At 62.1% G+C, this 24,459-nt stretch carries 28 protein-coding genes; 11 read left to right on the top strand and 17 right to left on the bottom strand.

Annotated features, from left to right (window positions below; genetic code table 11):
- Complete coding sequence (locus So717_RS03545; RefSeq protein WP_159974802.1) at positions 1-597, top strand: GNAT family N-acetyltransferase; 597 nt, start codon at positions 1-3, stop codon at positions 595-597.
- Positions 598-709: 112 nt separating this feature from the next.
- Here So717_RS03545 and So717_RS03550 read toward each other — a convergent pair whose 3' ends face one another.
- Together So717_RS03550 and So717_RS03555 are read right to left on the bottom strand one after the other, a co-directional pair.
- Complete coding sequence (locus So717_RS03550) at positions 710-1,192, bottom strand: RNA pyrophosphohydrolase (protein ID WP_159974803.1); 483 nt, start codon at positions 1,190-1,192, stop codon at positions 710-712.
- Positions 1,189-1,647, bottom strand: coding sequence for a GNAT family N-acetyltransferase (locus tag So717_RS03555; RefSeq protein WP_159974804.1), 459 nt, complete (start codon positions 1,645-1,647; stop codon positions 1,189-1,191). Before So717_RS03555 ends, So717_RS03550 begins: the two co-directional genes overlap by 4 nt.
- 87 nt (positions 1,648-1,734) lie before the next feature.
- Here So717_RS03555 and So717_RS03560 point away from each other — a divergent pair, with 87 nt between their 5' ends.
- Positions 1,735-3,762, top strand: coding sequence for an NADPH-dependent 2,4-dienoyl-CoA reductase (locus So717_RS03560; protein WP_159974805.1), 2,028 nt, complete (start codon positions 1,735-1,737; stop codon positions 3,760-3,762).
- A gap of 6 nt (positions 3,763-3,768) precedes the next feature.
- Here the strand turns inward: So717_RS03560 and So717_RS03565 are convergent, their stop codons facing one another.
- Positions 3,769-4,212 (bottom strand): DUF4399 domain-containing protein, encoded by a 444-nt coding sequence (locus So717_RS03565; RefSeq protein ID WP_159974806.1) that lies wholly within the window; start codon positions 4,210-4,212, stop codon positions 3,769-3,771.
- A 241-nt stretch (positions 4,213-4,453) separates the two neighbouring features.
- On the opposite strand from So717_RS03565, the gene So717_RS03570 reads away from it, so the two are divergent.
- On the top strand, positions 4,454-5,359 hold the full coding sequence (locus tag So717_RS03570; RefSeq protein ID WP_159974807.1) for a LysR family transcriptional regulator: 906 nt from the start codon (positions 4,454-4,456) through the stop codon (positions 5,357-5,359).
- Positions 5,360-5,377: 18 nt separating this feature from the next.
- Here the strand turns inward: So717_RS03570 and So717_RS03575 are convergent, their stop codons facing one another.
- Genes So717_RS03575 through So717_RS03590 form a run of 4 tightly spaced genes read right to left on the bottom strand, consistent with a single transcriptional unit; the run spans position 5,378 to position 8,328 of the window.
- Positions 5,378-6,310, bottom strand: coding sequence for an OmpA family protein (locus So717_RS03575; protein ID WP_159974808.1), 933 nt, complete (start codon positions 6,308-6,310; stop codon positions 5,378-5,380).
- Positions 6,307-6,879 (bottom strand): peroxidase-related enzyme, encoded by a 573-nt coding sequence (locus So717_RS03580; protein WP_159974809.1) that lies wholly within the window; start codon positions 6,877-6,879, stop codon positions 6,307-6,309. Before So717_RS03580 ends, So717_RS03575 begins: the two co-directional genes overlap by 4 nt.
- Position 6,880: 1 nt before the next feature.
- On the bottom strand, positions 6,881-7,606 hold the full coding sequence (locus tag So717_RS03585; RefSeq protein ID WP_159974810.1) for a GNAT family N-acetyltransferase: 726 nt from the start codon (positions 7,604-7,606) through the stop codon (positions 6,881-6,883).
- A complete protein-coding gene (locus So717_RS03590; RefSeq protein ID WP_159974811.1) occupies positions 7,603-8,328 on the bottom strand; it encodes a competence/damage-inducible protein A in 726 nt (241 codons plus the stop codon). The genes So717_RS03585 and So717_RS03590 overlap by 4 nt, the downstream gene beginning before the upstream one ends.
- 51 nt (positions 8,329-8,379) lie before the next feature.
- Here So717_RS03590 and sfsA point away from each other — a divergent pair, with 51 nt between their 5' ends.
- A complete protein-coding gene (gene sfsA / locus So717_RS03595; RefSeq protein WP_159974812.1) occupies positions 8,380-9,087 on the top strand; it encodes a DNA/RNA nuclease SfsA in 708 nt (235 codons plus the stop codon).
- Between the two features lie 67 nt (positions 9,088-9,154).
- The gene (gene map / locus So717_RS03600) at positions 9,155-9,973 is read left to right on the top strand and encodes a type I methionyl aminopeptidase (RefSeq protein ID WP_159974813.1); all 819 of its coding nucleotides are present in this window, start codon (positions 9,155-9,157) and stop codon (positions 9,971-9,973) included.
- Positions 9,974-10,164: 191 nt separating this feature from the next.
- Here map and rsmD read toward each other — a convergent pair whose 3' ends face one another.
- Complete coding sequence (rsmD, locus tag So717_RS03605) at positions 10,165-10,722, bottom strand: 16S rRNA (guanine(966)-N(2))-methyltransferase RsmD (protein ID WP_159974814.1); 558 nt, start codon at positions 10,720-10,722, stop codon at positions 10,165-10,167.
- The gene (locus So717_RS03610; RefSeq protein WP_159974815.1) at positions 10,719-11,927 is read right to left on the bottom strand and encodes an NAD(P)/FAD-dependent oxidoreductase; all 1,209 of its coding nucleotides are present in this window, start codon (positions 11,925-11,927) and stop codon (positions 10,719-10,721) included. The genes rsmD and So717_RS03610 overlap by 4 nt, the downstream gene beginning before the upstream one ends.
- A gap of 101 nt (positions 11,928-12,028) precedes the next feature.
- On the opposite strand from So717_RS03610, the gene So717_RS03615 reads away from it, so the two are divergent.
- Positions 12,029-12,517 carry a peroxiredoxin gene (locus So717_RS03615; RefSeq protein WP_159974816.1) on the top strand — a complete coding sequence of 163 codons (489 nt, stop codon included), beginning with the start codon at positions 12,029-12,031 and terminating at the stop codon, positions 12,515-12,517.
- 38 nt (positions 12,518-12,555) lie between these two features.
- Here the strand turns inward: So717_RS03615 and So717_RS03620 are convergent, their stop codons facing one another.
- The 5 genes from So717_RS03620 to So717_RS03640 are packed head-to-tail and all read right to left on the bottom strand — an operon-like array spanning position 12,556 to position 16,161.
- Positions 12,556-13,404, bottom strand: coding sequence for a mechanosensitive ion channel family protein (locus So717_RS03620; protein WP_159974817.1), 849 nt, complete (start codon positions 13,402-13,404; stop codon positions 12,556-12,558).
- 3 nt (positions 13,405-13,407) lie between these two features.
- The gene (locus So717_RS03625) at positions 13,408-13,704 is read right to left on the bottom strand and encodes a 4a-hydroxytetrahydrobiopterin dehydratase (protein WP_159974818.1); all 297 of its coding nucleotides are present in this window, start codon (positions 13,702-13,704) and stop codon (positions 13,408-13,410) included.
- Positions 13,701-14,888 carry a GNAT family N-acetyltransferase gene (locus tag So717_RS03630; RefSeq protein WP_159974907.1) on the bottom strand — a complete coding sequence of 396 codons (1,188 nt, stop codon included), beginning with the start codon at positions 14,886-14,888 and terminating at the stop codon, positions 13,701-13,703. Before So717_RS03630 ends, So717_RS03625 begins: the two co-directional genes overlap by 4 nt.
- A gap of 47 nt (positions 14,889-14,935) precedes the next feature.
- Entirely contained in the window at positions 14,936-15,706 is a 771-nt protein-coding gene (locus So717_RS03635; protein ID WP_159974819.1) for a glycerophosphodiester phosphodiesterase family protein, read from the bottom strand.
- Positions 15,703-16,161 carry a RidA family protein gene (locus So717_RS03640; RefSeq protein ID WP_159974820.1) on the bottom strand — a complete coding sequence of 153 codons (459 nt, stop codon included), beginning with the start codon at positions 16,159-16,161 and terminating at the stop codon, positions 15,703-15,705. Before So717_RS03640 ends, So717_RS03635 begins: the two co-directional genes overlap by 4 nt.
- 395 nt (positions 16,162-16,556) lie before the next feature.
- Between So717_RS03640 and So717_RS03645 the strand changes: the two genes are divergently transcribed.
- Together So717_RS03645 and So717_RS03650 are read left to right on the top strand one after the other, a co-directional pair.
- A complete protein-coding gene (locus tag So717_RS03645) occupies positions 16,557-17,351 on the top strand; it encodes an MlaA family lipoprotein (RefSeq protein WP_159974821.1) in 795 nt (264 codons plus the stop codon).
- Positions 17,341-17,940 (top strand): MlaC/ttg2D family ABC transporter substrate-binding protein, encoded by a 600-nt coding sequence (locus So717_RS03650; RefSeq protein WP_159974822.1) that lies wholly within the window; start codon positions 17,341-17,343, stop codon positions 17,938-17,940. The genes So717_RS03645 and So717_RS03650 overlap by 11 nt, the downstream gene beginning before the upstream one ends.
- 19 nt (positions 17,941-17,959) lie before the next feature.
- Here the strand turns inward: So717_RS03650 and So717_RS03655 are convergent, their stop codons facing one another.
- On the bottom strand, positions 17,960-20,176 hold the full coding sequence (locus So717_RS03655; protein ID WP_159974823.1) for a transglycosylase domain-containing protein: 2,217 nt from the start codon (positions 20,174-20,176) through the stop codon (positions 17,960-17,962).
- On the opposite strand from So717_RS03655, the gene So717_RS03660 reads away from it, so the two are divergent.
- From So717_RS03660 to So717_RS03670, 3 genes are read left to right on the top strand one after another with little or no spacing between them, the layout of a single operon-like run.
- Complete coding sequence (locus So717_RS03660) at positions 20,175-20,420, top strand: hypothetical protein (protein ID WP_159974824.1); 246 nt, start codon at positions 20,175-20,177, stop codon at positions 20,418-20,420. The genes So717_RS03655 and So717_RS03660 overlap by 2 nt on opposite strands.
- Positions 20,421-20,432: 12 nt before the next feature.
- Entirely contained in the window at positions 20,433-20,771 is a 339-nt protein-coding gene (locus tag So717_RS03665; protein ID WP_159974825.1) for a P-II family nitrogen regulator, read from the top strand.
- 31 nt (positions 20,772-20,802) lie between these two features.
- The gene (locus So717_RS03670; RefSeq protein WP_159974826.1) at positions 20,803-22,152 is read left to right on the top strand and encodes an ammonium transporter; all 1,350 of its coding nucleotides are present in this window, start codon (positions 20,803-20,805) and stop codon (positions 22,150-22,152) included.
- Positions 22,153-22,266: 114 nt separating this feature from the next.
- Here the strand turns inward: So717_RS03670 and So717_RS03675 are convergent, their stop codons facing one another.
- Both So717_RS03675 and sseA read right to left on the bottom strand, forming a co-directional pair.
- Positions 22,267-23,451: an amino acid aminotransferase gene (locus So717_RS03675; RefSeq protein WP_159974827.1), complete on the bottom strand. Its 1,185-nt coding sequence runs from the start codon at positions 23,449-23,451 to the stop codon at positions 22,267-22,269.
- Positions 23,451-24,305 carry a 3-mercaptopyruvate sulfurtransferase gene (sseA, locus tag So717_RS03680; protein ID WP_159974828.1) on the bottom strand — a complete coding sequence of 285 codons (855 nt, stop codon included), beginning with the start codon at positions 24,303-24,305 and terminating at the stop codon, positions 23,451-23,453. The genes So717_RS03675 and sseA overlap by 1 nt, the downstream gene beginning before the upstream one ends.
- Positions 24,306-24,459 lie beyond the last annotated feature (154 nt).

Raw genomic sequence — 24,459 nt, forward strand, 5'->3', positions numbered from 1 at the left:
ATGCTCAATGATGGATTTCACGATGTGCCGCGCGGCAAACTCGCCGTGGTGATCACCTACCTTGAGATGACCACCAAAGTGGCCACGGAAGCCAACGCCCTGCCCGAAGGCGTGACGTTTCGGCAGGTCACACCGGATGTGCCGTGGTATCGTGACATCCTGACTCGCGTGGGCGGGCTCGATTGGTTGTGGTTTGGCCGCCTGAGGCAGGATGATGCGGTACTTGAGGTGGTTTTAGCCGACCCGGACGTGGAGTTCTATACCCTGTCGCGTGGTGGTGTGGATCTGGCGCTGATGGAGCTCGACTTCCGCAAGGCAGGGGCGTGTGAGCTGCAATACTTCGGCCTGACCTCCGAGTTGATCGGAACAGGTGCGGGCCGCTATTTGATCACCGAAAGCATTGAGCGCGCGTGGTCAAAGCCGATCTCCCGGTTTCATTTGAGCACCTGCACGATCGACAGCCCACAAGCGCTGGGGTTTTATCGGCACATTGGCTTCACGCCGGTGAAACAGGCCGTCCAGATCACCGACGATCCGCGCCTGATCGGCCTTCTACCCGAGAGCGCGGGGCCGCATGTGCCGATATTGCGACCCTAAATCGTTGGGGAGGCCAAGCGCCCTCACCCCCATCGAGGGGGATCAGGCGCTGCCCGGCTTGCCAGCCGGGGGCGGCTCCCAGGCCTCGCAGACCGAGTTTGTTGTGTAGCGCCTAGAGCTGCTCGGCAAATTCCGCCATCACCGCAGCATAGACGTCACGCTTGAAGGGCACGATGTTCTGCACCAGTTTGTCTGCGGCCAGCCACTGCCACCGCGAGAACTCGGGGTGCTCGGTCGCAATGTTAATCTGGCTGTCTTGCCCGTGGAACCGCATCAGAAACCACTTCTGCTTTTGCCCGCGATAGCGCCCCTTCCAGAGCTTCGGCACCAGATCAAACGGCAGCTCATAAGGCAGCCACTGCTGGCTTTCAGCCTCGATATTGACCAGATCGGCGGTCACGCCGGTTTCTTCCCACAGCTCTCGAAGAGCAGCGTCCCGCGGATCTTCGCCCGTGTCGATCCCGCCTTGCGGCATCTGCCAGGCGTCGTATTCGCTGTCCAGACGCTGACCCACAAACGCATAGCCTGCGGGGTTCACAAGCATCACACCAACACAAGGACGATAGGGCAGCTTGGCGATGTCTTCGGGGGTCATCTCAGGGTCTTCTCCATCTTGGCGCGTTGCAGGCTTTCACCCGCCCGCTGCACCGTTTCGTGATGGATAATCGAAAAGCCCATGGCCTGAAAGGCCGGTTGCGCCATGAGGCTGGCATGGGTCCAGAGGCGGGGCTCTGCCGCCGCGCGCGCCTGTGCCTCGATATGCCCAGAGAGCCTGCGAAACACGCCGGTGCCCTGGTGGGCGGGATGCACAAAGGCAAAATCAACATAGCCGTCTGTGCCCAACCCCATGAAGCCGACGATCTCAGTGCTGACCTCAGCGACCGCCACCTGCAAAGGTGCGAGCCGCTCCGCCCAGGCCTGACCCTCGGGGGGATGTGGCAGCCAGGAGGCCCGTTGCGCTGCGGTGTAGAGGCTGGGGCCCTCGTGTACTGCCGCATAAAACACCTGCGCCAAGGCCTCCGCATCCTCCGGCTTTGCCCATCTGATCATGATACCCCCCCGTGACGCCGCGTCGGGCGTGACAGCCCATATGTGAAAATGTGATCTCGTGCCAATACCATCCGGGGAGGAGTTTCAATGGCCAACTATCCGCATCTTCTGGCACCGCTCGATCTGGGGGTCACGACGCTGAAGAACCGCGTGCTCATGGGATCCATGCACACCGGGTTGGAGGAAACCAAGGACTGGGCGCGCGTGGCCGAGTTCTACGCAGCGCGCGCACGCGGTCAGGTCGCGTTGATGGTCACAGGCGGGATCGGCCCGAACTTTGAGGGCTCCGTGCTGCCGGGCGCCGCGATGATGGTCACCGACGAGGATGTGGCGAACCACAGCGTGATCACCCGCGCGGTGCATGCGGAGGGCGGTCAGATTGCCATGCAGATCCTGCACGCGGGCCGCTATGCCTACGGGCCGAAGTGCGTCGCACCCTCGGCGATCAAATCGCCGATCTCGCCCTTCCCGCCCGCGGAGTTGGACGAAGAGGGCATCGAAAAGCAGATCAGCGACATTGTGGCCTGTGCAGAGCGCGCTCAGGAGGCAGGCTATGACGGCGTGGAGATCATGGGTTCGGAAGGCTACTTCCTGAACCAGTTTCTGGTCACCCATACCAACAAGCGCGAAGACCGCTGGGGTGGATCATACGAGAACCGGATGCGCTTGCCCATCGAGGTTGTGCGCCGGACCCGCGAGGCGGTCGGACCGAACTTCATTCTGATCTACCGGCTGTCGATGATCGACCTTGTGCCCAATGGCTCGACCCATGACGAGGTCGTGCAACTGGCGCAGGAGATCGAGAAGGCAGGGGCCACGATCCTCAACACCGGCATCGGCTGGCATGAGGCGCGCATTCCGACCATTGCCACCTCTGTCCCCCGCGCGGCTTTTGCCTGGGTGACCAAGAAGCTGATGGGCAAGGTGGGCATCCCTGTGATCACCTCGAACCGGATCAACACACCCGAGGTCGCCGAAGAGGTGCTCGCGGGTGGCTGCGCCGATATGGTGTCGATGGCGCGGCCCATGCTGGCGGACGCAGACTTCGTCGCCAAGGCCATGGCGGGCAAGTCGGCACAGATCGCACCCTGCATCGCCTGCAATCAGGCCTGCCTGGATCACACCTTCAGCGGCAAGATCTCCAGCTGCCTTGTGAACCCGCGCGCCTGTTACGAGACCGAGCTGGCGATCACTCCGACGGAAACCCCCAAATCCATCGCCATCGTTGGCGCGGGGCCTGCGGGGCTTTCAGCGGCGATTGCGGCGGCGGAGCGGGGTCACGTCGTGACCCTCTTCGACCAGGCCGATGAGATTGGAGGCCAGCTCAACATGGCCAAGCAGGTGCCGGGCAAGGAGGAGTTCTGGGGCCTGGTCGATTGGTATCGCACCATGATCGCGCAACATGAGATCACCGTACAGCTGGGGCGAACTGTCGCCGCCTCAGATCTGGCAGGCTTTGACGAGGTCATCATCGCGACCGGCGTGATGCCGCGCGACCCGGAGATCCCCGGGCAGGACAGCCCCCATGTGCTCAACTACATCGACGTGCTGCGCGGCAAGGCCAAGGTGGGCAAACGCGTGGCCATCATCGGAGCCGGTGGCATTGGCTTTGATGTGGCCGAATACCTCGTCCACGAAGGGACCAGCCCCACGGAAAGCCTGCCGGACTGGATGCGCGAATGGGGCGTGGCGGACCCGGCCATGCACCGCTCCGGCTTAGCACCTGAAGGTCCGCAACCCGAGGCACCCGCGCGGCAGGTCACATTGCTTCAGCGCAAGGCGGAAAAGCCCGGCAAGCGCCTGGGCAAAACCACCGGCTGGATTCACCGCGCGGCGCTGGCGATGAAAGACGTGAAGATGATCGGTGGTGTGAACTACGAGCGCATTGAGGCGGATGGTATCCTCATCTCCCACGGCGAGGCACGCGACACCCCGACGCTGATGAAGGCGGACACCATCGTGCTCTGCGCCGGGCAGCTGTCAGATCGCAGCCTTGCCGACGCACTTGAGGCGCAAGGCACGCCCTGTCATGTGATCGGCGGCGCGGATGTGGCCGCCGAACTGGACGCCAAGCGCGCGATCAACCAGGGGACCCGGTTGGCCGCAGCGCTCTGAGGCGCCTTACTCCACGGTGATGGTGATCATGTCCGAGACAATTGGTGTGGCATGGGGCACGTGGCTCCAATCCCCCAGCACCAGTTGCAGGGTGTGCTGTCCGGGCGGGAGTTCAATGGTGGTTTCAGTCTGTCCACCGCCAAAATGAATGTGGTTCTCATCCGCCGGAATGCCGTACTCCAGCTCCTCTGCGCCATCTTCACCTTCCCCCAACGGCGGCCGGTTGATGAAGAGGTGATGGTGCCCGGTGTTCTCAACCTCGGTGCCCGCAGGCGCGACGCCCATGCCGCTCAGCCCGAAGACCACCTGAATGGGCGACGACACGGTTGCACCATCTTCAAGGTTCACAAAATAGACCTTCGCATCCGGATTTGACGGGGTCTCACCCCCGGCAAACGCCGTTGTTGCACCCAGCACCCCAAGTGCCATCGCAGCCAATAGATGTTTCATATCAGACTCCTCCTCCTGTCGTGGTTCTAAGGAGGATAAGGCGTCTGGGGCATTTGTCGACGGCAATGCGAGCGCGACCCGCCAAACACCGGGTGCGGATCACGCAGGTGTCATCCTCCAGCGTTTCTTCTACTCGAACGATTCCGCCAAAAACCGCCTTACTGTCTCACATCTGCCCAGATCCTGCCTGAATTGCTCTGCATAAACGCCACATAGCATCGGGACAACCAAAGGATCCGCCATGGACCGCCTCACTGAAATGGAAGCTTTTGCCATGGTCGTGGACCAGGGCGGCTTTACCGATGCGGCTAAAAAGCTGGGCATCTCGAAATCCGCCGTCTCCAAACATGTCTCCTCGCTGGAGGCCCGTCTTGGCGCGCGACTGTTGAACCGCACAACCAGGCGCGTCAGCCCGACGGAGATCGGGCTGGCCTATTATGATCGCGCGCGGCGTGTCCTGAATGACGCGGGCGAGGCCGATGCGCTGGTCACATCGATGCAAAGCGCACCCACAGGGCTGCTGCGCATCTCGGTGGCCACGGATTTCGGAGTGAACCACCTCTCTCCCGTGCTGAGCGACTTTCTGACCGACTTCCCCGACATCACCGTGAACATGGTACTGAACAACCGCTATGTGGAACTGATCTCCGAAGGGTTTGACATGGCAATCCGCATTGGCGAGCTGGAAGACAGCAGCCTGCGCGCCCGGAAGCTGACAGAAACCGGCAGGCGCATGATCGCCAGCCCCGCCTATTTCGAGAAATACGGGCGCCCCGAGAAGATCGATGATCTCAACAATCACAAGCTGCTGCATTATTCGAACCAGCCGTCGGGCAATGTCTGGAAGCTGCGCGCGCCCTCAGGCGAAAAGCGCCAGGTGCGCACAGCAGGCTGGCTGAGCGTCAACGACGGCCAGTCGCTGTTGAACGCGGCCATCTCGGGCCTCGGCATCGCCTATCTGCCCAGCTACCTTTATGCGGATGCGATGCAAAAGGGGCTGGTCGAGGATGCCATCCCAAGCCTGCCGCTGGAAACCCACGGCATCTATGCGGTCTACCCGCCGGGGCGGTTCACGCAGCCCAAGGTCCGGGCCTTCATTGATTTTCTGGTGCACGCCTTTGCGGACAAGGGGCCGTCGGACTGGTAGGTTGGCCCGCCGAGATGCCTAGCCTTCGGTGTTGAGCAGGATCACCTCGACCCGCCGGTTCTGTTCCCGCCCCTCGGGTGTGCGGTTCGACGCCACGGGGGCCAGATAGCCCATCCCTTCCGCATCGAGCCGTTCTACCGCAATGCCATAATCCTCCACCAGCCGGGCGCGAACCGCCTCAGCACGTGCGCGGGACAAGGCGATGTTCGGGGCAAGACCGCCCACGGTGTCCGTGTGCCCCACCAAGGCCACGCGCAAATCGGGGTCGGCGCGCAACACATCTGCAAGGGCATCCAACGACGCAAATGCGCCGGGGCCAAGCCGTGTGCTGCCCGTGTCAAACTCCAGATCCGACAGCACTTGAAAGCCATTTTTCAACAAGTCTGGCTGCGTTTCCTCGACCTCCGGGCGCGCGGCCGGCGCCCGGGCAACAGGTCTTTGCGGTTGCGCTGCCACTGCCTCAGCCGGCCCCACATGGATGATCTGCACATAGGCCGAAGCGGAGGTCGTGCTTGCCAGGATGGTCAACGCTTCGCTGTCACCTTTGAGAGCCGTCAGGTAGCGGTAGGAACCAATGTTGACGTACATGTTCGGCCCCGGCAGCACTTCGACAGCAAAGCGAAAATCAAACCCGCCGCACTCCGTGCTGCTGCATTCAAAAGCGACGTCATAGCCAAGCGCCGCAAGCTGACTGCGCAGCGGTGCCATGACCTCAAGCGGGCTGAGGCCGCCGCTGTCGATCCGCCACGCCCGGCGCGTGACGGCACCCTCCAGCGTCACCGCAGGCACGTCTCCGTCTGAAAACACCGCTTGCGGGGCGGCGAAACTGTCAAGGGGCGTGGCCCGTTCCACCGTCATCTGGGCGGACGGCAGCATGATTAAATCATCCGCTGGGGCCACATGAGGCAAACCACAGATGCCCACGGCGAAAAGAGCGGTCAGACGTCTCATCTGGCCTGCGCGTGATAATCGTCGTTGGGCTGCATCGCCGTGGCGCTGGCCACCCGGTTCGTCATGTTGAAGAACCCGGCCACATTGGCGATGTCCCAGATGTCGCGGTCGGTGAAGCCCGCCTGCCGCAGGGCCGCGCGGTCCGCCTCCTCTATTGTCGCGCTCGCCGTGGTCATCTGTGCGGCGAAATCCAGCATCGCGCGTTGGCGCGCATCAAGCGGGGCCACCCGGTAGTTCATCACCAATGCCTCACCCAGTTGGGGATCCCCCGACAACGCGCGCACCGCAGCGCCATGCGCCACAAGGCAATAAAAGCACTTGTTGATCGAAGAGACGACCACCGCGATCATCTCCCGCTCCAGCTTGCTGAGGCCGGACGGCGCTAGCATCAGGCTGTTGTACATCGCTGTGAACGTATCGAGCTTTTCGATGTCAAAGGCATAGGCACGCAGCACATTGGGGATCAGCCCCAGCTTGTCCTGGCAGATGTCGAAATAGGTCTGCGTGGCCTCGGGCAGCGGGTCCACCATGGGCAGGTTCAGCGCTGTGGGCAGGGTCTCATCCGCCATATCATGTAACCTTCTGTGGGTTTTTCTGCCGGTAATGGTACTGCCCAACCACCTCGAAGCCCAGAGAGGAATAGAGCCGGTTACCCCCGTCATTGGCTTGGGTGCACAGCACCGAGATATGCCGCGCGCCGCGTGCGGCGGCCCAGAAGGCGGCGGCACGCATGACCCAGCTGGCGACGCCCTGACGACGCTGCTCGGGCAGGATCTCCACCGCATGCACCATGCACACACCTTGATGCAGCGCGGCAAAGGCAGTGCCTGCGGGCTTTTCATTCCACCGGGCCAGAATGCCGGTCTTCTCCTGCGCCCGCGCCATCACGGCCAACCGCTCGGGGCCAATACCGCCCTTGGCCCAGATTTCTTCCATGATCGCCAGCGGCTCCCAGATGCAAAACGCGGTGACACGCGGCAGCGAAACGTCGGTCAGCCGCTCAATCGGGGCCAGCCACAGATTGGTTGGATCAATGATGTCATACCCCTGCCGCGCCAGCGCTGCATCAATGTCAGCTTGCTCGGGGCGCAGAGTAAAGAGCAGGCTCTGCCCCCGAGCGGTCATCTCCGCCTCTGCCTGCGGGATATCAGCGGGGCGGGCCTCCGCCGTGGGGGATGTGGCCGAAACACGCTTGCCACCGCCCTGCCCGTCTCGCAGCACCCAAGGCCCCACCTGCGTATAGGCTGCCGCAGGCCATGTGGCATCGGTCGCGGCAAAGAGATCCGGTGAGGTCATTCCGCAAAAATCTCGGCCAGCTGCTGCTTGACCTGCCGCACCAGAGCAGCGTCCGCCCCCCGGATCACCACATTGGCCCCATAGGTGCCGTTCTTTTGCTGGAACGGGTAAGACCCCATGCTCAACATCGGATATTCTTCGGCCAGTGCGCCCAAGGGCCCGGCGATATCACCCTCGCCCCGGTCAATGCGCAAGGTTTCAGAGACCAGCGGCGCGCCGCCCACAAGCTGCGGCAGCAGCCCCTCAACCATCGCCTGAAAAACAGATGGCACACCGGCCATCACATGCACATTCTGCAGGGTGAAGCCCGGTGCTGCGGACACCGGGTTGTCGATCAGCATCGCCCCGTCGGGGATACGCGCCATGCGCAACCGCGCAGCATTCAACTCGATACCAGAGACCGCATAGTGTCGCTTGAGCAGTGCCAGCGCATCGTCCCGCACGTCAATCTGTGCATCGAAGGCTGCGGCGATGCAGTCCGCCGTGATATCGTCATGCGTGGGCCCAATGCCGCCACTGGTAAAGACATGGTCATAGGCGGCCGAGAGCGCCCGCACCGCGGCCACAATCGCCTTGCGGTCATCACTGACCACACGCACTTCACGCAGGTCGATCCCGGCCTCGGTCAGTTTGCCCGCAAGGTGATACATATTCGCGTCCCGCGTCCGGCCTGAGAGGATTTCATCTCCGATCACCATCATCGCAGCGGTTGGGTTTGCCATGTTGGGGGCCTTCCTTGCGTCTCACCTGGCGTGAGGTATAGACCCGGCCTCATGCGCTTTCAAACCGATCTTGTGCCCGCCCGCTTGACCCGCCGCTACAAACGCTTTCTGGCCGATTGCGTGCTGGAGAGCTCCGGCGCAGAGATCACCGCGCATTGCGCCAATCCCGGCTCCATGATGGGCCTTGCAGAGCCCGGCACAAAGGTCTGGTTGGAGCCAAATGACGATCCGAAGAAGAAGCTGAAATACGGCTGGCGGCTGGTTGATCACGAGAACGGGCATTTCACCGGCGTCGACACCTCGCTGCCCAACAAGGCGCTGAAAGCGGCGCTGATGGCGCGAGACGTGCCGGAGCTTGCCGCATATGGCACAGTGCGGCCAGAGGTGAAATACGGCACCGGCAGCCGCATCGACTTCCTGTTGCAGGAGCCGGGCCTGCCAGACGCCTATGTGGAGGTTAAAAGCGTCACACTTTCGCGGCAGGAAGGCTTGGCCGAGTTCCCCGACAGCGTGACCGCGCGCGGAGCCAAGCACCTTGCTGAACTGGCTACAATGGCGCAGCAAGGGCACCGGGCCATCATGCTCTATCTGGTGCAGCGCACCGACTGCACCCGCTTCACTCTGGCGGCTGATATCGACCCCGCATATGATGCGACGTTTCGCAGCGCCCGCGATCAGGGCGTTGAAACTTTGTGCTACGGCACCATTATAACTCAGCAAGGCGTCGATCTCGCAGACGCGCTTGAGTGTGTGATCTAACGGCCCTCTGGCTCTTGGATCTTTTGCGCGTTAGAAGCGCGCCAAACAGTCACGATGGAGTTGTCCCGTGGACGATGAGCTGCGCGGCCGCCATACCAAAGATGGCATCCGCATTTACGAAAAGGCCGATTTCGCAGGCATGAATGCCGCGGGCCAGCTTGCTGCGCGTATTCTCGACGATGTGGCGGGGCTGATCTTTGTGGGCCAGACCACCGGCGCGATTGACGATGCGATCACCAAAATGGTCGAGGAGGCGGGCGCTACGTCCGCCACCATCGGCTATAAGGGGTACAAACACGCCAGCTGCATTTCGGTCAATCACGTGGTCTGCCATGGCATCCCGGGTGACAAGCGGCTGAAGGATGGCGATATCCTGAACATCGACGTGACCGTAATTGTCGATGGCTGGTACGGCGACACCAGCCGCATGTATGTGGCAGGTAAGCTGCCGCGCAAGGCCGAACGGCTGATCCAGATTACCCATGACGCGCTGATGCTGGGCATTGATGCGGTCAAACCGGGCAAGACCTTTGGCGACATCGGGCACGCAATCCAGTCCTTCGTGGAGAGCCAACGCATGTCTGTGGTCCGTGACTTCTGTGGTCACGGGCTGGGCCGGGTCTTTCACGCGCCACCCAACGTGCTGCACTATGGGCGTCCGGGCACCGGGGCGGTGCTGGAAGAGGGCATGTTCTTCACCATCGAACCGATGGTGAACCTCGGCCGCCCTGAGACCAAGACGCTGGCCGACGACTGGACAGCGGTGACCCGCGACAAATCTCTCTCAGCCCAGTTTGAGCATTCCATTGGGGTGACAGCAAATGGGGCCGAGATTTTCACACTCTCGCCTGGCGGGCTGTTCCATCCGACCTATTCGACCGGCTGATCTGGCGAGTCGTCGACGTCCCGGCGCAAAATGGCAAGTAGCAAGGTCTCCCGTCCCCACGGGTGTACCGCGTCACCGATGAAAATCGGTGGCGGTCTGCGTTTTAGCTCTGGCGACCCCGTCGTTGGCGCCGGAGAAACGGGCCACAAGAAGGAAAAAGCGGTGGCGAACATACTCCTTTGAATAGCACATCAGCGCGCTGTTTTCGACAATAAGCTGACATGTGTGTCGCCATAGCGGCGCTGGTCGACGGGCTCAAACCCTTCGGGCACCGGCATCGGCTGCGCTTCTTCCCATACGATGAAAGCCTCTGGCGCGAGCCACCCGCCTGCGTCCGCAGCCCTCAATGCCGTCTCCCCCAGCCCCTTGCCGTAAGGCGGATCCAGAAACACAAGATCAAATGCCGCACCCTCACATGCAGGTAAACGCCGTGCATCCCGTTTGAGGATGGCGGTTTGCTCCTCCGCACGCAGCTTAGCGATGTTCTGCCGGACCAGACCCTGCGCTACGCGACCGTCATCGACGAAGGTCACATGCGCTGCGCCCCGCGACAGCGCCTCCAAGCCAAGCGCGCCGGTGCCCGCAAAGAGGTCAAGCACGCGCGCGCCCTCAATCACACCATGGTGGGTCAATACGCTGAAAAGGCTCTCGCGGACCCGGTCCGCCGTGGGGCGCAGATGCGCGGCCGCGTCGCCCTTGCCAACGCTCACCAGCGCCATGCCCCGATACTGACCCGCAATGATCCTCACGCGCTGAGCAGCGGTTTCAGGTCGGCCTGCACGTCTGCAACCAGCGTCGGATCTGCGCTCTTACCCGCCTCGACCAGCCGCTTGCCGATCATATAGGCACGCGGATCGTTCATCGCATCGACCGCCAATAACGCATCACCGGCATAGTACCAGAAGGACGCCGTCTGCCCCGCGCCGAGACGTGCAACCACATCCGTGTAGCCGGTGTTCAACCCGGCAATCTGCAGTTTCACGTCGTACTGATCCGACCAGAACCAGGGTTTCGCGGCGTAGGCCCGGCCCGCGCCGAGGATATTCTCGGCCACCAGCTCCGCCTGATCAATCGCATGCGGCACGCTTTCCAGCCGAATGCGCCCACCACGGTAGGGGAAAGACGTGCAGTCCCCCGCCGCCCAGATATGCGGATCGGACGTGCGCCCATGCGCATCCACACGGATGCCATTGTCAATCTCTAACCCTGCGGCCTCGGCCAACGTGGCGGCCGGGGCAATGCCCACGCCGACGATCACGAAATCCACGTCTAGTGTGGAGCCGTCGCTCAACTCCGCTCCGCTGACCACGTCATCGCCGGTGAGCCGCGCCAGCCCCACGCCTTCGCGGATGTCGACGCCATGCCGCCTGTGCAGCGCGCGGAAATAGTCGCTGGTCTGTGGCGCCGCGACCCGTTGCAGAATGCGGTCGGCCATTTCGACCAACGTCACCTGCAGGCCCAGCTTGGCCGCCACAGCCGCCGCTTCGAGCCCGATGTAGCCGCCCCCCACGATCAACACGCGGCGTTCGGCCTGAAACTGCGGCGCCATGGCATCGGTATCCGCAAGGTCGCGCACGCAATAGACACCCTCAAGATCGCCCCCGATGCTGGCGGGCAGGCGGCGTGGTGCGGAACCGGTGGTGAGCACCAGATCATCATAGTGCAAAATTTCGGCCCCCAGATGTACCTGCCGGTGATCAGGCACAATGGCCGTGACCTGCGTGCCCATGCGCAGGGTGATGTCCTGCTCGGCATAGAAGCTCTCGGGCCGCAGGAACAGCCGTTCCAGCGCCATCTCGCCCATCAGATAGGCTTTGGAGAGCGGCGGGCGCTGATAAGGCGGCACCGGCTCGGCCCCGATCAGTGTAATCCGATCTTCACATCCGCGCCCGCGCAGTTTGGCCACGCAGGAGGCCCCCGCCTGCCCCGCTCCGATCACGATGATATGGCCCATCCTGCTCCCTTCCTTTGCGTTAAGGAATTCTCTGGTCTCGCCCAAGGCCGCACCCTATATCCGCTAGAGCGACAAACGCAATTGCAAGAAAGGCGCCGCATATGACGATCTCACAGGGCTCTCCCCTTCCCGATGCAACTCTGGTCGAACTGGGCGCAGACGGCCCCGCGCCTGTCTCGCTCGCCGACAAGACCAAGGGGCGTAAAGTGGTGATCTTCGCCGTGCCCGGCGCCTTCACGCCCACCTGTCATTCGGCGCATGTGCCCAGCTTCATCCGCACCAAGGATCAGTTCGACGCCAAAGGCGTGGATGAGATCATCTGCGTCTCGGTCAACGACCCTTTCGTCATGAAATCCTGGGGGGAAGCAACCGGCGCGACCGGGGCCGGCATCACAATGCTGGGTGACGCTGACAGCTCCTTCACCAAGGCCATCGGCATGGATTTCGACGCGCCGCCAGCAGGCCTGCATGGCCGTTCCAAGCGTTATGCGATGCTGGTCGAGGACGGGACGGTGACACTGTTGCAGGCCGAGGAAAGCCCCGGCGTCTGCGAGGTCTCGGGCGGTGAAGCGCTGCTGGAAAACATGTAAGGGCAAGGCTCGGCAAGTATCCCTGCCGAGCCATCCAATCAGGAGGCGGTCGCCTGCACCATCGTGCGGGTCGGGAACGGGATCTCGATCCCACCTGCATCCAGCGCCTCTTTCACGGCGCGTTTGATGTCGGCCTGATAGGCAAAATACTCCGCCGCATCGACCCAGACCCGCACGAGGAAATCAACCGAACTGTCGCCCAGATTGTTCACCTGAATGAAGGGCTCCGGGTCGGATTTGGACCGCGCATCCGCCATGATGGTATCGAGGATGATCTTCTGCGCATCGGCAAGGTTCACGCCGTAGCCCACACCAAAAGTCCATTCGGCCCGGCGGGTGGAGTTTGTCGAATAATTGGTGATCACATTGCCCCAGACTTCAGAGTTGGGGATGATCACCTGAACGTTGCTGATGTCAGCCAGTTCGGTGAAGTTCAGCGTGATCGCCTTGACCGTGCCCATCTCGCCACCAACCTCGACGAAATCGCCCAGTTTGATGGGACGGAAGAGGATGAGCATGACGCCCGCCGCCACATTCGACAGCGTGCCCTGCAAGGCCAGGCCGATGGCCAGACCGGCGGCACCGATAACGGCGACCACCGATGTGGTCTGCACCCCGAAGCTGTTGAGCACAAAGAGGACGGTGAAGCCCAGCACCACGTAGCGCACAATCGACGACAGGAAGTCGAAGAGCGTCTCGTCCAGATGGCGGTTCAGCCTGCTAAGGCTTTTGACACGCCGCTGCAGCCAGGCCGACACGATCCAGCCCACCATAAGGATGGAGATGGCCGCCAGTACCGAACCTGCGGTGGTCAGGAGGAAATCAAGTGTCAGAAGATCCGCCAGGGTCTTGCCCTGCCAGATCTCGGTTTGCAGAAGGTCTTCCATTCTTTACTCCGAGAGACTGTCCATCTTGCGCGCAAGCTTCGCGTCCAAGGCGCTGAGCCCCCCCACATCATGGGTGCTCAGCACCACATCGACCGTCTTGTAAACGTTGCTCCATTCCGGGTGGTGGTCCCATTTCTCCGCCCAGATGGCGACTTGGGTCATCCACCCGAACGCCTCCACGAAATTCTTGAAAACGAACGTTTTCTCAATGGCATCGCGCCCGTCTACCATCTGCCAGCCAGCGGCAAACAGCGGCTCCAGCAGGGGGCCGCGGGTTTCTTCACTCAGTTTTTCCGTCATTCCTGTTCCTCAATCTCCGCCCGCTTGAAGGGCCCATATTCCGTCAATACGGTGATTTCTTCGTCGATGGCCGCACGCTCAGCTTCGAGATAATCGCCGATGGCTTTCGCAAAGCCCGCATCATTCACCCAATGCAGCGACCACGTCGGCTGTGGCAGATAGCCCCGCGCCAGTTTGTGCTCGCCTTGTGCACCCGCCTCGACCCGCGCCAAACCATCCGCAATGGCGATATCGATCGCGCGGTAGTAGCACAGCTCGAAATGCAGGCAAGGGTGGTGCTCGGTGCATCCCCAATACCGGCCATATAACGCTTCAGCGCCAAAAAAGTTCAACGCACCTGCCACCCAGCGCCCATTCCGCTCTGCGAGCACCAGCGCCATATCGTCTCGCAGGGTCTCCTGCGCAATATCGAAAAAGCGGCGGGTGAGGTAGGGTGTGCCCCATTTGCGCGCGCCGGTGTCCTGATAAAAGTGCCAGAAGGCGTCCCAGTGCTCCGGCTCCAACGCATCGCCGGTGAAGGTGTGGATCGTGCCGCCAAAGGCCTGCGCCCGCGCCCGCTCCTTGCGGATGTTTTTGCGCTTGCGCGAGCTGAGGCTCGCGAGGAATCCGTCGAAATCCACATAGCCGTCGTTCTGCCAGTGAAACTGCTGTGTCTTGCGCAGCATCAGCCCCATGGCGGCGCCCCGGGTGGCCTCCTCTTCGGTGCAAAAGGTCAGATGCAGCGACGACAGTCGATTGTTCTCGGCCAGTTGCACCGCCCCCTGGATCAGCGCCGCCGTGCCGGTTTCCTCGAACCCCGGGCGCACCAGCAATCGCCGACCAGTAGCAGGGGTATGCGGCACGGCGATCTGCAGTTTGGGATAGTAGCGCCCGCCCGCGCGCTCGTAGGCATGCGCCCAATTGTGGTCAAAGATGTATTCGCCCTGGCTGTGCGACTTGGCATACATCGGCGCCACGGCAATCAGCTGGCCTTCGATGCGCGCCGTGAGGTACTGCGGTTGCCATCCTGTGCCGGTGCCGACCGAGCCGCTGTCCTCCAGCGCCCGCAAGAAGCGATAGGTGGTGAACGGATCCATAGGCCGCGCGCCATCTGCGGCCTCAGGGCAGGCACAGGCATCCCAGTCGCTTGCATCGATGTCGTGCAGCGATGGCAATACCCTGATCTCGATTTCCTGTTCCTGCATCGCCTCGCCTCTGCTCATCGCCTTACTTGTGCCCCGCCTGCCCGGGATCAAGCGGCGAGCGGTGCGAGGTACTGCTCAAATGTGATATTCCGGGCGATTTTGCGCGCCTCTGTCTCGTCAGCCGGGGACTTCACGGTCCAGCACAGGATATCGGCCCCCTCATCCTTCAACGCCGCCACACGCGGGTTGCCGAGATCGCGCCAGTTGTGGCTGACAAAGCTGCACGCCGCCCGGTCGTAGTCGGGTATCGCGCGCAGCTCGGCCCGGCGAGCTTCCGGCACGGCTGGCCAATCGCGCGCGCCAAAGGGATCGGTCACCAGACCGCGCGGCACAGCCGGGCAAAGCTCCGCCATACGCATCACCGTGTGCGGGTTGAAGGACATGACGGCCACTGGCCCAGGATAGCGCACAAGCGCGGTTGCCACAGCGTTCTCCAGCGGACCGACATCCGGGCCAAGTGCACCGTCCTGATCCTTTATCTCGATCAGCAATGGCACCTGGCCCGCCACCAAAGACAGGATGTCCGGCAAATCCGGAATGCCCTCTTCACCGCCCTTCAGAGCAATCTGGCCGAGGTTCCGGGCCGAGACGGCGCGTACAGGGCCTGCGGCCTCGGCCAGCCGGTCGAGGGCATCGTCGTGAAAGACCATGGCCTGCGCATCCGCGCTCATCTGCACGTCGATCTCGATCCCATATCCGGCGTCGATGGCCGCCTGCACCGCGGCGCGGCTGTTCTCCGGACGCCCGCGCGCCACATCGTGCAACGCACGATGGGCCAGCGGGCGGTGCAGGAACGCTTCCGGCAGTGCGACCTTCATCGGATCTCGAAGATGCCTTCGATCTCAACCGCAACGCCAAGCGGCAAGGCGGCCGCCGAGACGGCAGAGCGGGCATGCCGCCCCGCATCGCCAAGCGCTTCGACAAGAAAGTCGGACGCGCCGTTGATCACCTTGGGCTGATCAGTGAACTCGCCGGTCGAATTCACAAACCCGGTCAGCTTGACCACCCGCACGAGACGTTCGATATCTCCGCCACAGGCTGCCTTGACCTGCGCCAAGAGGCTGATGGCGCAGAGTTTCGCCGCCGCAGCGCCCGCATCAACCTCCATATCGGCACCCAGCTTGCCGGTCACCAGCCCATCCGCGTCAGCCGAGATCTGCCCGGAGACATAAAGCGTGCTTCCGATCTGGACGAACGGGACGTAGTTCGCGGCGGGTGCGGGCGCATCCGGCAGGGTGACACCCAGCTCGGCAAGGCGGGAAGAAATACTCATGATCATGTCCTTTTGGGTCAATCGGGCACAGTCTGATGCCGCCCGCGCAGCGGATTATGCCCAGTCTTCGGAGGGGCACAAGCAGATATGAAGCGCTGCGCACCGGTTTGGCACATCGCGCAACATAAGATGATGCTCAATCCTTAAGCCACCGGAACAGCGAGGAAATCAGACAGAGCGGCAGGGATCTCTTGACCCCATCCACGCGCCCGTGCAGGTTGAACCGACACATTTCCGCTCACAATTCGGCGCCCGCCCTTTGATTTGTGGACTGTTGCCACACATTAGACTTAGGGTTGCGCTGTCGCGCAATCATCACACCTGCTAGATTCCACATCGCCCGCTCTGGGCATCGCCGTAAAAGGCTTTAACTAACGCCCAAACCATTTCACAGGATGATTCCAGTGCCTGCTTTCTCCCTCTCCAAAGCGTCCGCGCGATCCGTTGCAGCCCTTCTCACCGTCCTTGCGCTCAGCGCCTGCGCCACGCAGGAGGCGGTGACCCGGGCAGACGGGATCAACGATCCTTACGAGACGCAGAACCGAAAGGTTCACGGCTTCAACAAAGGGTTGGATAAGAACCTGGTGCGTCCGGTATCGCAAGCCTATGGCGTTGTGCCTGTCGAGATCCGCAATACCGTCAACAATTTCTCGGAAAACCTGTCGATGCCCCGGGTGGCTGTGAACAGCCTGCTTCAGGGCGATTTGCGCGGCACAGGGCTGGCGACTGTGCGGTTTGTGATGAACTCGACGATCGGCCTGGCTGGCTTATTTGATCCGGCGACCGAGCTGAAGATCCCGCAGCACACGACCGATTTCGGGGAAACGCTGGCGGTCTGGGGCGCGGGCGAAGGCGCCTATGTGGAGCTTCCGGTCTTCGGGCCCTCAACCCAGCGGGACGCGGTTGGGCTGGTGGTGGATTTCTTCACCAATCCGCTGACCAGGAACACCAACAACAAATTCGATGACGACCTGCGCGCAGTGCCGCCAACAACGGCGACAGCATCAGTGTTGAACGACCGCGAGAAATTCTCCGACACCATCGATTCCGTGCTCTACGAGAGCGCGGACAGCTACGCACAGTCGCGTTCGATCTACCTGCAGAACCGCCGGTTCGAGCTTGGACAGGACGAACAGACCGACATTGATCCCTTCTCAGCAGACCCTTACGAGGACCCCTATGCCGAGTAATCTTACACGCAGACACACGCTTCTGGGCGCAGCTGCCCTCGCCCTTCTCGCTGGACAACCGGCCTCCGCCCTCACTGAGGCTGGCGCGCGCCAGTTGGTCGACAAGGTGGTGGCCGATATCGACCGTGTGATCAATTCCGGACAATCCGACAGCGCCGTCCTGCGTGAGTTCGAAAAGCTGTTCGCGCGCTATGCCGATGTGAACATCATGGCGCAATATGCGCTTGGGGCGGATGGCCGCTCGGCCTCGGCGTCAGAAAAGCGCGCCTTCAACGATGCTTTCACGACCTATATCACCCGCAAATACGGTCGCCAGTTCCGTGATTTCGTAGGGGGCCGGGTCGAAATCCAGTCCACACGGCAGATCAAGGCGGGCTATGAAGTTCGGACCCGGGCTTATCTGCGCGGCGAAGGTCCCTTTGAGGTGAATTTCCACATCTCTGACAGATCCGGCAGCAGCAAATTCTTCAATGTTTACATTGAGGGTGTGAATCTGCTGCTGACCGAGCGCGGCGAAATCGGCGCGCTGCTGGACCGGCGCGGCGGCGATATCAGTGCCATGATCAACGATCTGCGCAACGCAGGCTAAGCTGCGCTGAGCGCCCGGGCTACCGGTCGCTCCCACGGACCGGGGGCGTGCGTTCCTGGGTGCTGGTTCCGCCGCCGCCCAGAATGTCACGCAGCAAGCCTTCCAGAAAACGACCGGCTCCGCCTCTCTCGGCGCTTGGCGTGCTGTCGGGCGCACGCACCAGACCACGCCCGCTGGGCTGCATCATCGGCAGGGGCTTCTGTGCCATCCCCTCATGCACGCGCGCCATGGTCTCGCGCCAGATCTCGGCTGGCAGGCCCGCACCGGTTACACCCGTGAGCGGGGTATTGTCGTCATAGCCCATCCAGACACCCGCCACATAATCCGCTGAGAAGCCGACAAACCACGCATCCCGGGCCGCCTGGGTCGTGCCCGTCTTGCCCGCCAGTTGCCAGCCACCGAACTGCGCGCGCCCTCCCGTGCCTTCTGACACCACCTTTTCCATCATGTAGATGAGTTGACGCGCGGCACTCTCCTGCACCACACGCTCGCCAATACCGCCGCCTGTGCCCATCAACGGGTCGTCGTCACCCAACAGGCGCAGCTCCACCAGCCCGTAAGGCTGCACCGAGGAGCCACCGTTGAGAATGCCCGCATAGGCGCTGGTCATCTCGATCAATGTGCTTTCAGACGCCCCAAGCGCCAGTGCCGGGCCAGCGGCCAGATCGCTCTCCAGCCCGAAATCGCTGGCCACTTGCCGCACCAGGTCGCGCCCGACGAATTCCGACACTTTGACCGCCGGGATATTCAGGCTATCCGCTAGAGCCCGGGTCAGGCTGACCTTGCCATAAAACTGGTTGGTGTAGTTACGCGGAGACCAGGGGCCCGAGCCGGGGATATTGATGGTCAGTGGCTCATCCGTGACCGTGTCATTCGGGGAATAGCCGAGATCAAGCGCCGCCGCATAGACAAAGGGTTTGAAGGCAGACCCGGTCTGCCGCTTGGCCTGCACCGCGCGGTTGAAGGCCCCCGCCACCTTGGTTTCGCGCCCACCGACCATGGCGCGCACGGCCCCATCTGCAGACATCACCACGATGGCCGCCTGCGCCTTGCTTCCGGGGCGGATCTTGTTCTCAAACACCCAATCCATCGCATCATCCGCCGCACGCTGGATGCGCGGGTCAAGCGTGGTCTTGATGATCACGTCCTCGGTGGTCTTGCGCGTGAAGAACTCCGGCCCGGAGGACATCACCCAATCGGCAAAGTAGCCGCCCGCGCGGGCCTCAGCGGCCTGTGACAGCTGCGCTGGGTTGTTCTGCGCTGTCCGTGCTTCGCTGCCACTCAGATAACCCTGCTCGTTCATCAGCCGCACGATGGTCGCCGCACGATTCTGCGAGCGCGTGAGGTCATTCGTGGGTGCAAAGCGCGTGGGTGCCACCAGGAGCCCCGCCAGCATCGCCGCCTCAGCCGCCGTCACATTGGCCGCCGATTTGCCGAAATAGCGCTGGCTCGCCGCCTCAAACCCCCGCGCCCCAGCGCCGAGGAAGGCGCGGTTCATGTAGACGGTCAGGATCTCATCCTTGGAATACTTGGCTTCCATCGCCAGCGCATAGATCGCCTCTGACGCCTTGCGTTTGATGGTGCCGCGACGGCATTCCGCCTCGTATTCCGCTTCGCTCTGCACAGTCGGGTCGAACGGCACGCCCAAACACAAAAGCTTCGCTGTCTGTTGCGTGATGGTCGACCCCCCATGCCCCGAGAGCGGCCCGCGCCCCTCGCTGAGGTTGATGCGCACCGCACTGGCGATGCCGCGTGGGCTGAGCCCGAAATGCCGATAGAACCGCTTGTCTTCTGTCGCCACGATCGCGTTGCGCAGATGCGGAGATACGGTATCGGTTGTGATCGCCCCGCCAAATTGATCGCCACGCCAGGCAAAGACCCGCCCGTCATTGTCGAGCAGCGTCACCGACCCACGTGCACGGCCATCGAGCAGTTCTGTCACATCCGGCAAAGTTGTGTAGTAGTAGCCGACCATCAGCCCGAGGATCAGACAGGCCACGGCCCCCACCCGCCAGGTGATCCGCCAGATCAGCCGCAGCACCCAACCGATCAGCCGCTGCACAAGCCCGATCAACCCACCGCGCTTGCGGACGGGCGTTTTGCGTCGGGCCACCTTCCGGGGGCGCGTCTTCGGTTTCGGCTTTGGCTTCGCTTTTGGTTTGCGTGCGGTTTTCGGCGACACCGCATAGCGTTTGTCAGCGACCAGCGGTCGCTTGCCTTTTCGTGAATCACTCATGACGAACCTGCCCGGCTCACTGTTGTTTTTTGCACTCTACCCTGATGTGCGGCGATTGTTGAGGCGCAGCCGAATATTAATTCAATCAAAAGTTCGCCCATTTTTTGTGCAGAAAAAATCATCCGCCATATTTTTGGGCATATGCGGTGCGTTCTGCTCAGAAATTGGCCGCAGCAACTTTCAACTCAGCCACCCTCTGGCGTCTTCTGCGGGCGCAAATGTCACAGACATGTCTGGCAAGTGAAGGGGATACGAGGTGAAACTCATCATTGCAACAATCAAGCCGTTCAAGCTGGAGGAAGTGCGCGAAGCACTGACCGAAGCCGGTGTGCGCGGCATGATGGTCACGGAGATCAAGGGCTTCGGCTCACAATCCGGCCATACCGAAATCTACCGTGGCGCCGAATACGCCGTGAACTTTGTGCCGAAGGTCAAGATCGAGATCGTTGTCGCCGACAGCGTCGTCGATCAGGTGGTCGAGACCATCACCAAGACGGCACAGACCGGCAAGATCGGCGACGGCAAGATCTTTGTCCTCAGCGTCGATCAGGCGGTGCGGGTCCGCACCGGCGAAACCAACGAAGACGCGCTGTAATCGCGAGATATCAACGAGGGATACGATACTCATGAAGCTTCTTAACACTCTTGCCCCCGCCGCGGTGCTGATTGCGCTGCCGAGCCTGGGCCTGGCTCAGGACGAACCGGCACCCGGTTTCGACGAAATCGGGCCGTATATCATGACCACCCTGCTGTTCCTGGTGGGTGGTTTCCTTGTGTTCTGGATGGCGGCGGGCTTTGCCATGCTCGAAGCCGGTCTGGTGCGGTCCAAGAACGTGACCATGCAGCTGACAAAGAACATCGCGCTCTTTTCCATCGCATCGATCATGTATTGGTTCATCGGGTTCAACATCATGTATCCGGGCGATTTCAACGGCTATCTGGCGTTCAGCATCACGCCCACCGTGCTTGAGCCGGTGGGGCTGGCGGCGGCAGATGCCTCGCTCGACTATGCCTCGGTTGCCTCCGACTTCTTCTTCCAGTTGATGTTTGTGGCGGCGACCGCCTCCATCGTGTCGGGTGTTCTGGCGGAACGGATCAAGCTTTGGCCCTTCCTGATCTTCGTGGTCGTGCTGACGGGCGTCCTCTACCCGATCTCCGGTTCCTGGCAGTGGGGCGGCGGCTGGCTCTCTGAAGCAGGCTTCAGCGACTTTGCGGGTTCCACCATCGTGCACTCGGTGGGCGGCTGGGCGGCACTTGCTGGCGCCATCATCCTCGGGCCGCGCATCGGCAAGTACAAGGACGGCAAGGTGAACCCGATGCCCGGCTCCAACCTGGCGCTGGCGACACTGGGCACATTCATCCTGTGGCTGGGCTGGTTCGGCTTCAACGGTGGCTCGCAACTGGCGGCCGGAACCGTGGGTGACATCACCGACGTGGGCCGCATCTTTGCCAACACCAATATGGCCGCCGCGTCGGGCGCTATCGCAGCACTCATCCTGACGCAGATCATGTACAAGAAGGTCGACCTGACTATGGTGCTGAACGGCTGTCTGGCGGGCCTGGTCTCGATCACAGCTGAGCCGCTGGCGCCGTCTCTCTTCGACTCGCTCTGGATCGGTGCTGTTGGTGGTGTGATCGTGGTGCTGACAGTACCGATGCTGGACAAGCTAAAGATTGACGACGTCGTCGGCGCAATCCCGGTACACCTCTTCGCGGGCATCTGGGGGACCCTCGCGGTTGCCTTCAATACCCGTACTGAGATCAGCGAAGGTGTCGAACGCACATTTTCGCAACAAATCGGCGTTCAGTTCACCGGCATTCTGGCCTACGGCGTCTTTACCTTTGTGGCTGCCGGGGTGCTCTGGTTCATCCTGAAGGCCACCATGGGCATCCGTGTGGACGAAGAAGCCGAGATCAACGGCCTGGATACATCCGAGCTGGGCATGGAAGCCTATCCGGACTTCTCCAAAGGCTAAACCATCGGCCACCAAAACAGCGAAAAGCCCGGGCATACCACCCGGGCTTTTTGCATGAGAGCCTTCTTCTGGCCAAAAATATCCCCGCCGGAGGCGGAAAGTCAAAAAACTGAGCTAGACGCCCGTCTCCACGATGGCCTTCGCCAAGATCGGGACAGTCTCGGCATTCAGACCCGCTATGTTCATGCGGCTATCCCCCACCATATAGATCCCATGTGTCTCGCGCATCTCGACCACCTTCTCGGGCGAGGCGCCAAGACGCGAGAACATGCCCCGGTGCTGCGCCAGAAACCCAAAGCGGTCCGAGCCGGAAAGCCGCTGGAGCTCCCGTGCCAGCTGTTCCCGCAGGCCCAGCATGCTGCCGCGCACCTCTTCCAGCTCCGCCATCCAATCCGCTTTCAGCGCGTCGTCGTTCAGGATCATGGTAACCAGCCGTGCCCCATGATCGGGCGGAAAGGAGAAGTTTTGCCGATTCAGGAACGCCAGAGTGTCCTGATGCAGCTTGCGGGCTTGCGTGTTCTGGCTGATCGCCATCAATAGACCCGTGCGCTCGCGGTAGATGCCGAAATTCTTCGAACAGCTCGCGGCAATCAGACATTCAGGCACGGATGAGGCCACCAGACGCGTGGCCGCAGCATCCTCGTCCAGCCCGTCACCAAAGCCCTGATAGGCAATGTCGATCATCGGCACCGCGCCGGTCTCAATCAGCGCGTCAACCACTGCTTGCCATTGCGTGAGGTTCAGGTTGGCCCCGGTCGGATTGTGACAGCAGCCATGCAGCAGCACGACATCGCCCGCCTTGGCCTGCTTGATGTCTGCCAGCATCCCGTCGAAGTCGACGCCGCAGGTTTCCTCATCGAAGTAACGATAGCTGACCGCTTCCATGCCAAGATACTTCAGGATCGAGAGGTGATTGGGCCAGGTCGGATCCGAGACAAACACCCGCGCCTCAGGCCGCGCCATCTTGATGAGCTCAAAGGCCTGCCGCACCGCGCCTGTGCCCCCCGGCGTCGCCACCGAAGCCACGCTGTCGCGCGCAACCGCGTCGCCCAGCACCAGCCGGATCATCGCATCGGAGAACGCCGGATCGCCCGCGAGACCCGTATAAACTTTGCTGTCCTGCGCCTCCCAAAGCTGGTGCTCCGCTGCCTTCACCGCGCGCATGATCGGCGTCAGGCCGGTCGCATCCTTATAAACGCCGACGCCCAGGTCGATCTTAGTCGGGCGCGGATCGTCCTTGTACATCTGCATCAGCACAAGAATGCCGTCGGCGGGGCGGGTCTTGAGGGTCTCGAACATCAGGCGTCTCCGGTTGCGACGGGCACGGTGGGGAACATGCCCCATTCGGCCCAGGATCCATCGTAAAGCGACCATTGCGTGTGCCCCATCCGCTCCAAGGCCAGAGCAAGGATTGCGGCCGTGACCCCGGACCCGCAGGACGTGATGATAGGTTTGCCCAGATCCACGCCCGCTGTCTCGAACACGGCGCGACAGGCATCTGGGCTCTTCATGGTCTTGTCGTCATTCAGAAGCTCGGTGAACGGCAGGTTGCGCGATCCCGGAACATGGCCAGCCCGCAGCCCCTCGCGCGGTTCAGGTGCATCGCCGCGAAAGCGCGCCGCCGCCCGGGCATCGACAATCTGGGGGTCTTTCAGCTTGGAGGCCGCAGAGACTTGCGTCACGTCGCGCACCAGATGGTTCTGAAAGCGCACGGTCATGTGGCGGTCGCGGATCACGGGGGGCATGTCTTCAATGGGCAGGTCTTCGGCCTGCCATTTGGGAAAACCCCCATCCAGCACAGCCACATTTTCCTGCCCCATCAGGCGGAAGAGCCACCAGACCCGCGCCGCAGAGAGCAGTCCGGCGCCGTCGTAAATGACAACCTGATGGCCATCCCCCACGCCCATGGCCCGCATGCGCGACATAAACTTTTCGACCGGCGGCGCCATATGCGGCAGGTCCGAACGATGGTCGGCAATCTCATCGATATCGAAAAACCGTGCACCCGGAATGTGCGCAGCGTCATACTCGGCCTTGGGGTCACGCCCGTCGGTCGGCAAATACCAGGAGGCATCGAGCACCCGCAGATCAGGGTCCTTGAGATGCTGTGCCAGCCACGTGGTCGAGACCAGTGTCTTCGGATCATCGGACATGCGGAGACTCCCTCAACTGCAAACGCTCACTGCGTACAGAGCAGCGCCGCGCGAAGCAAGCCCGCAAGGGCCAAGGGGTGGCCTGAAAGCCCACCCCACCTGCTGGTCGCAACCGTTTGTACTGGCAGGTTGGGTGGGCTTTCAGGCCACCCAT

The sequence above is a fragment of the Roseobacter cerasinus genome (assembly GCF_009811755.1).
Classification (GTDB): domain Bacteria; phylum Pseudomonadota; class Alphaproteobacteria; order Rhodobacterales; family Rhodobacteraceae; genus Roseobacter; species Roseobacter cerasinus.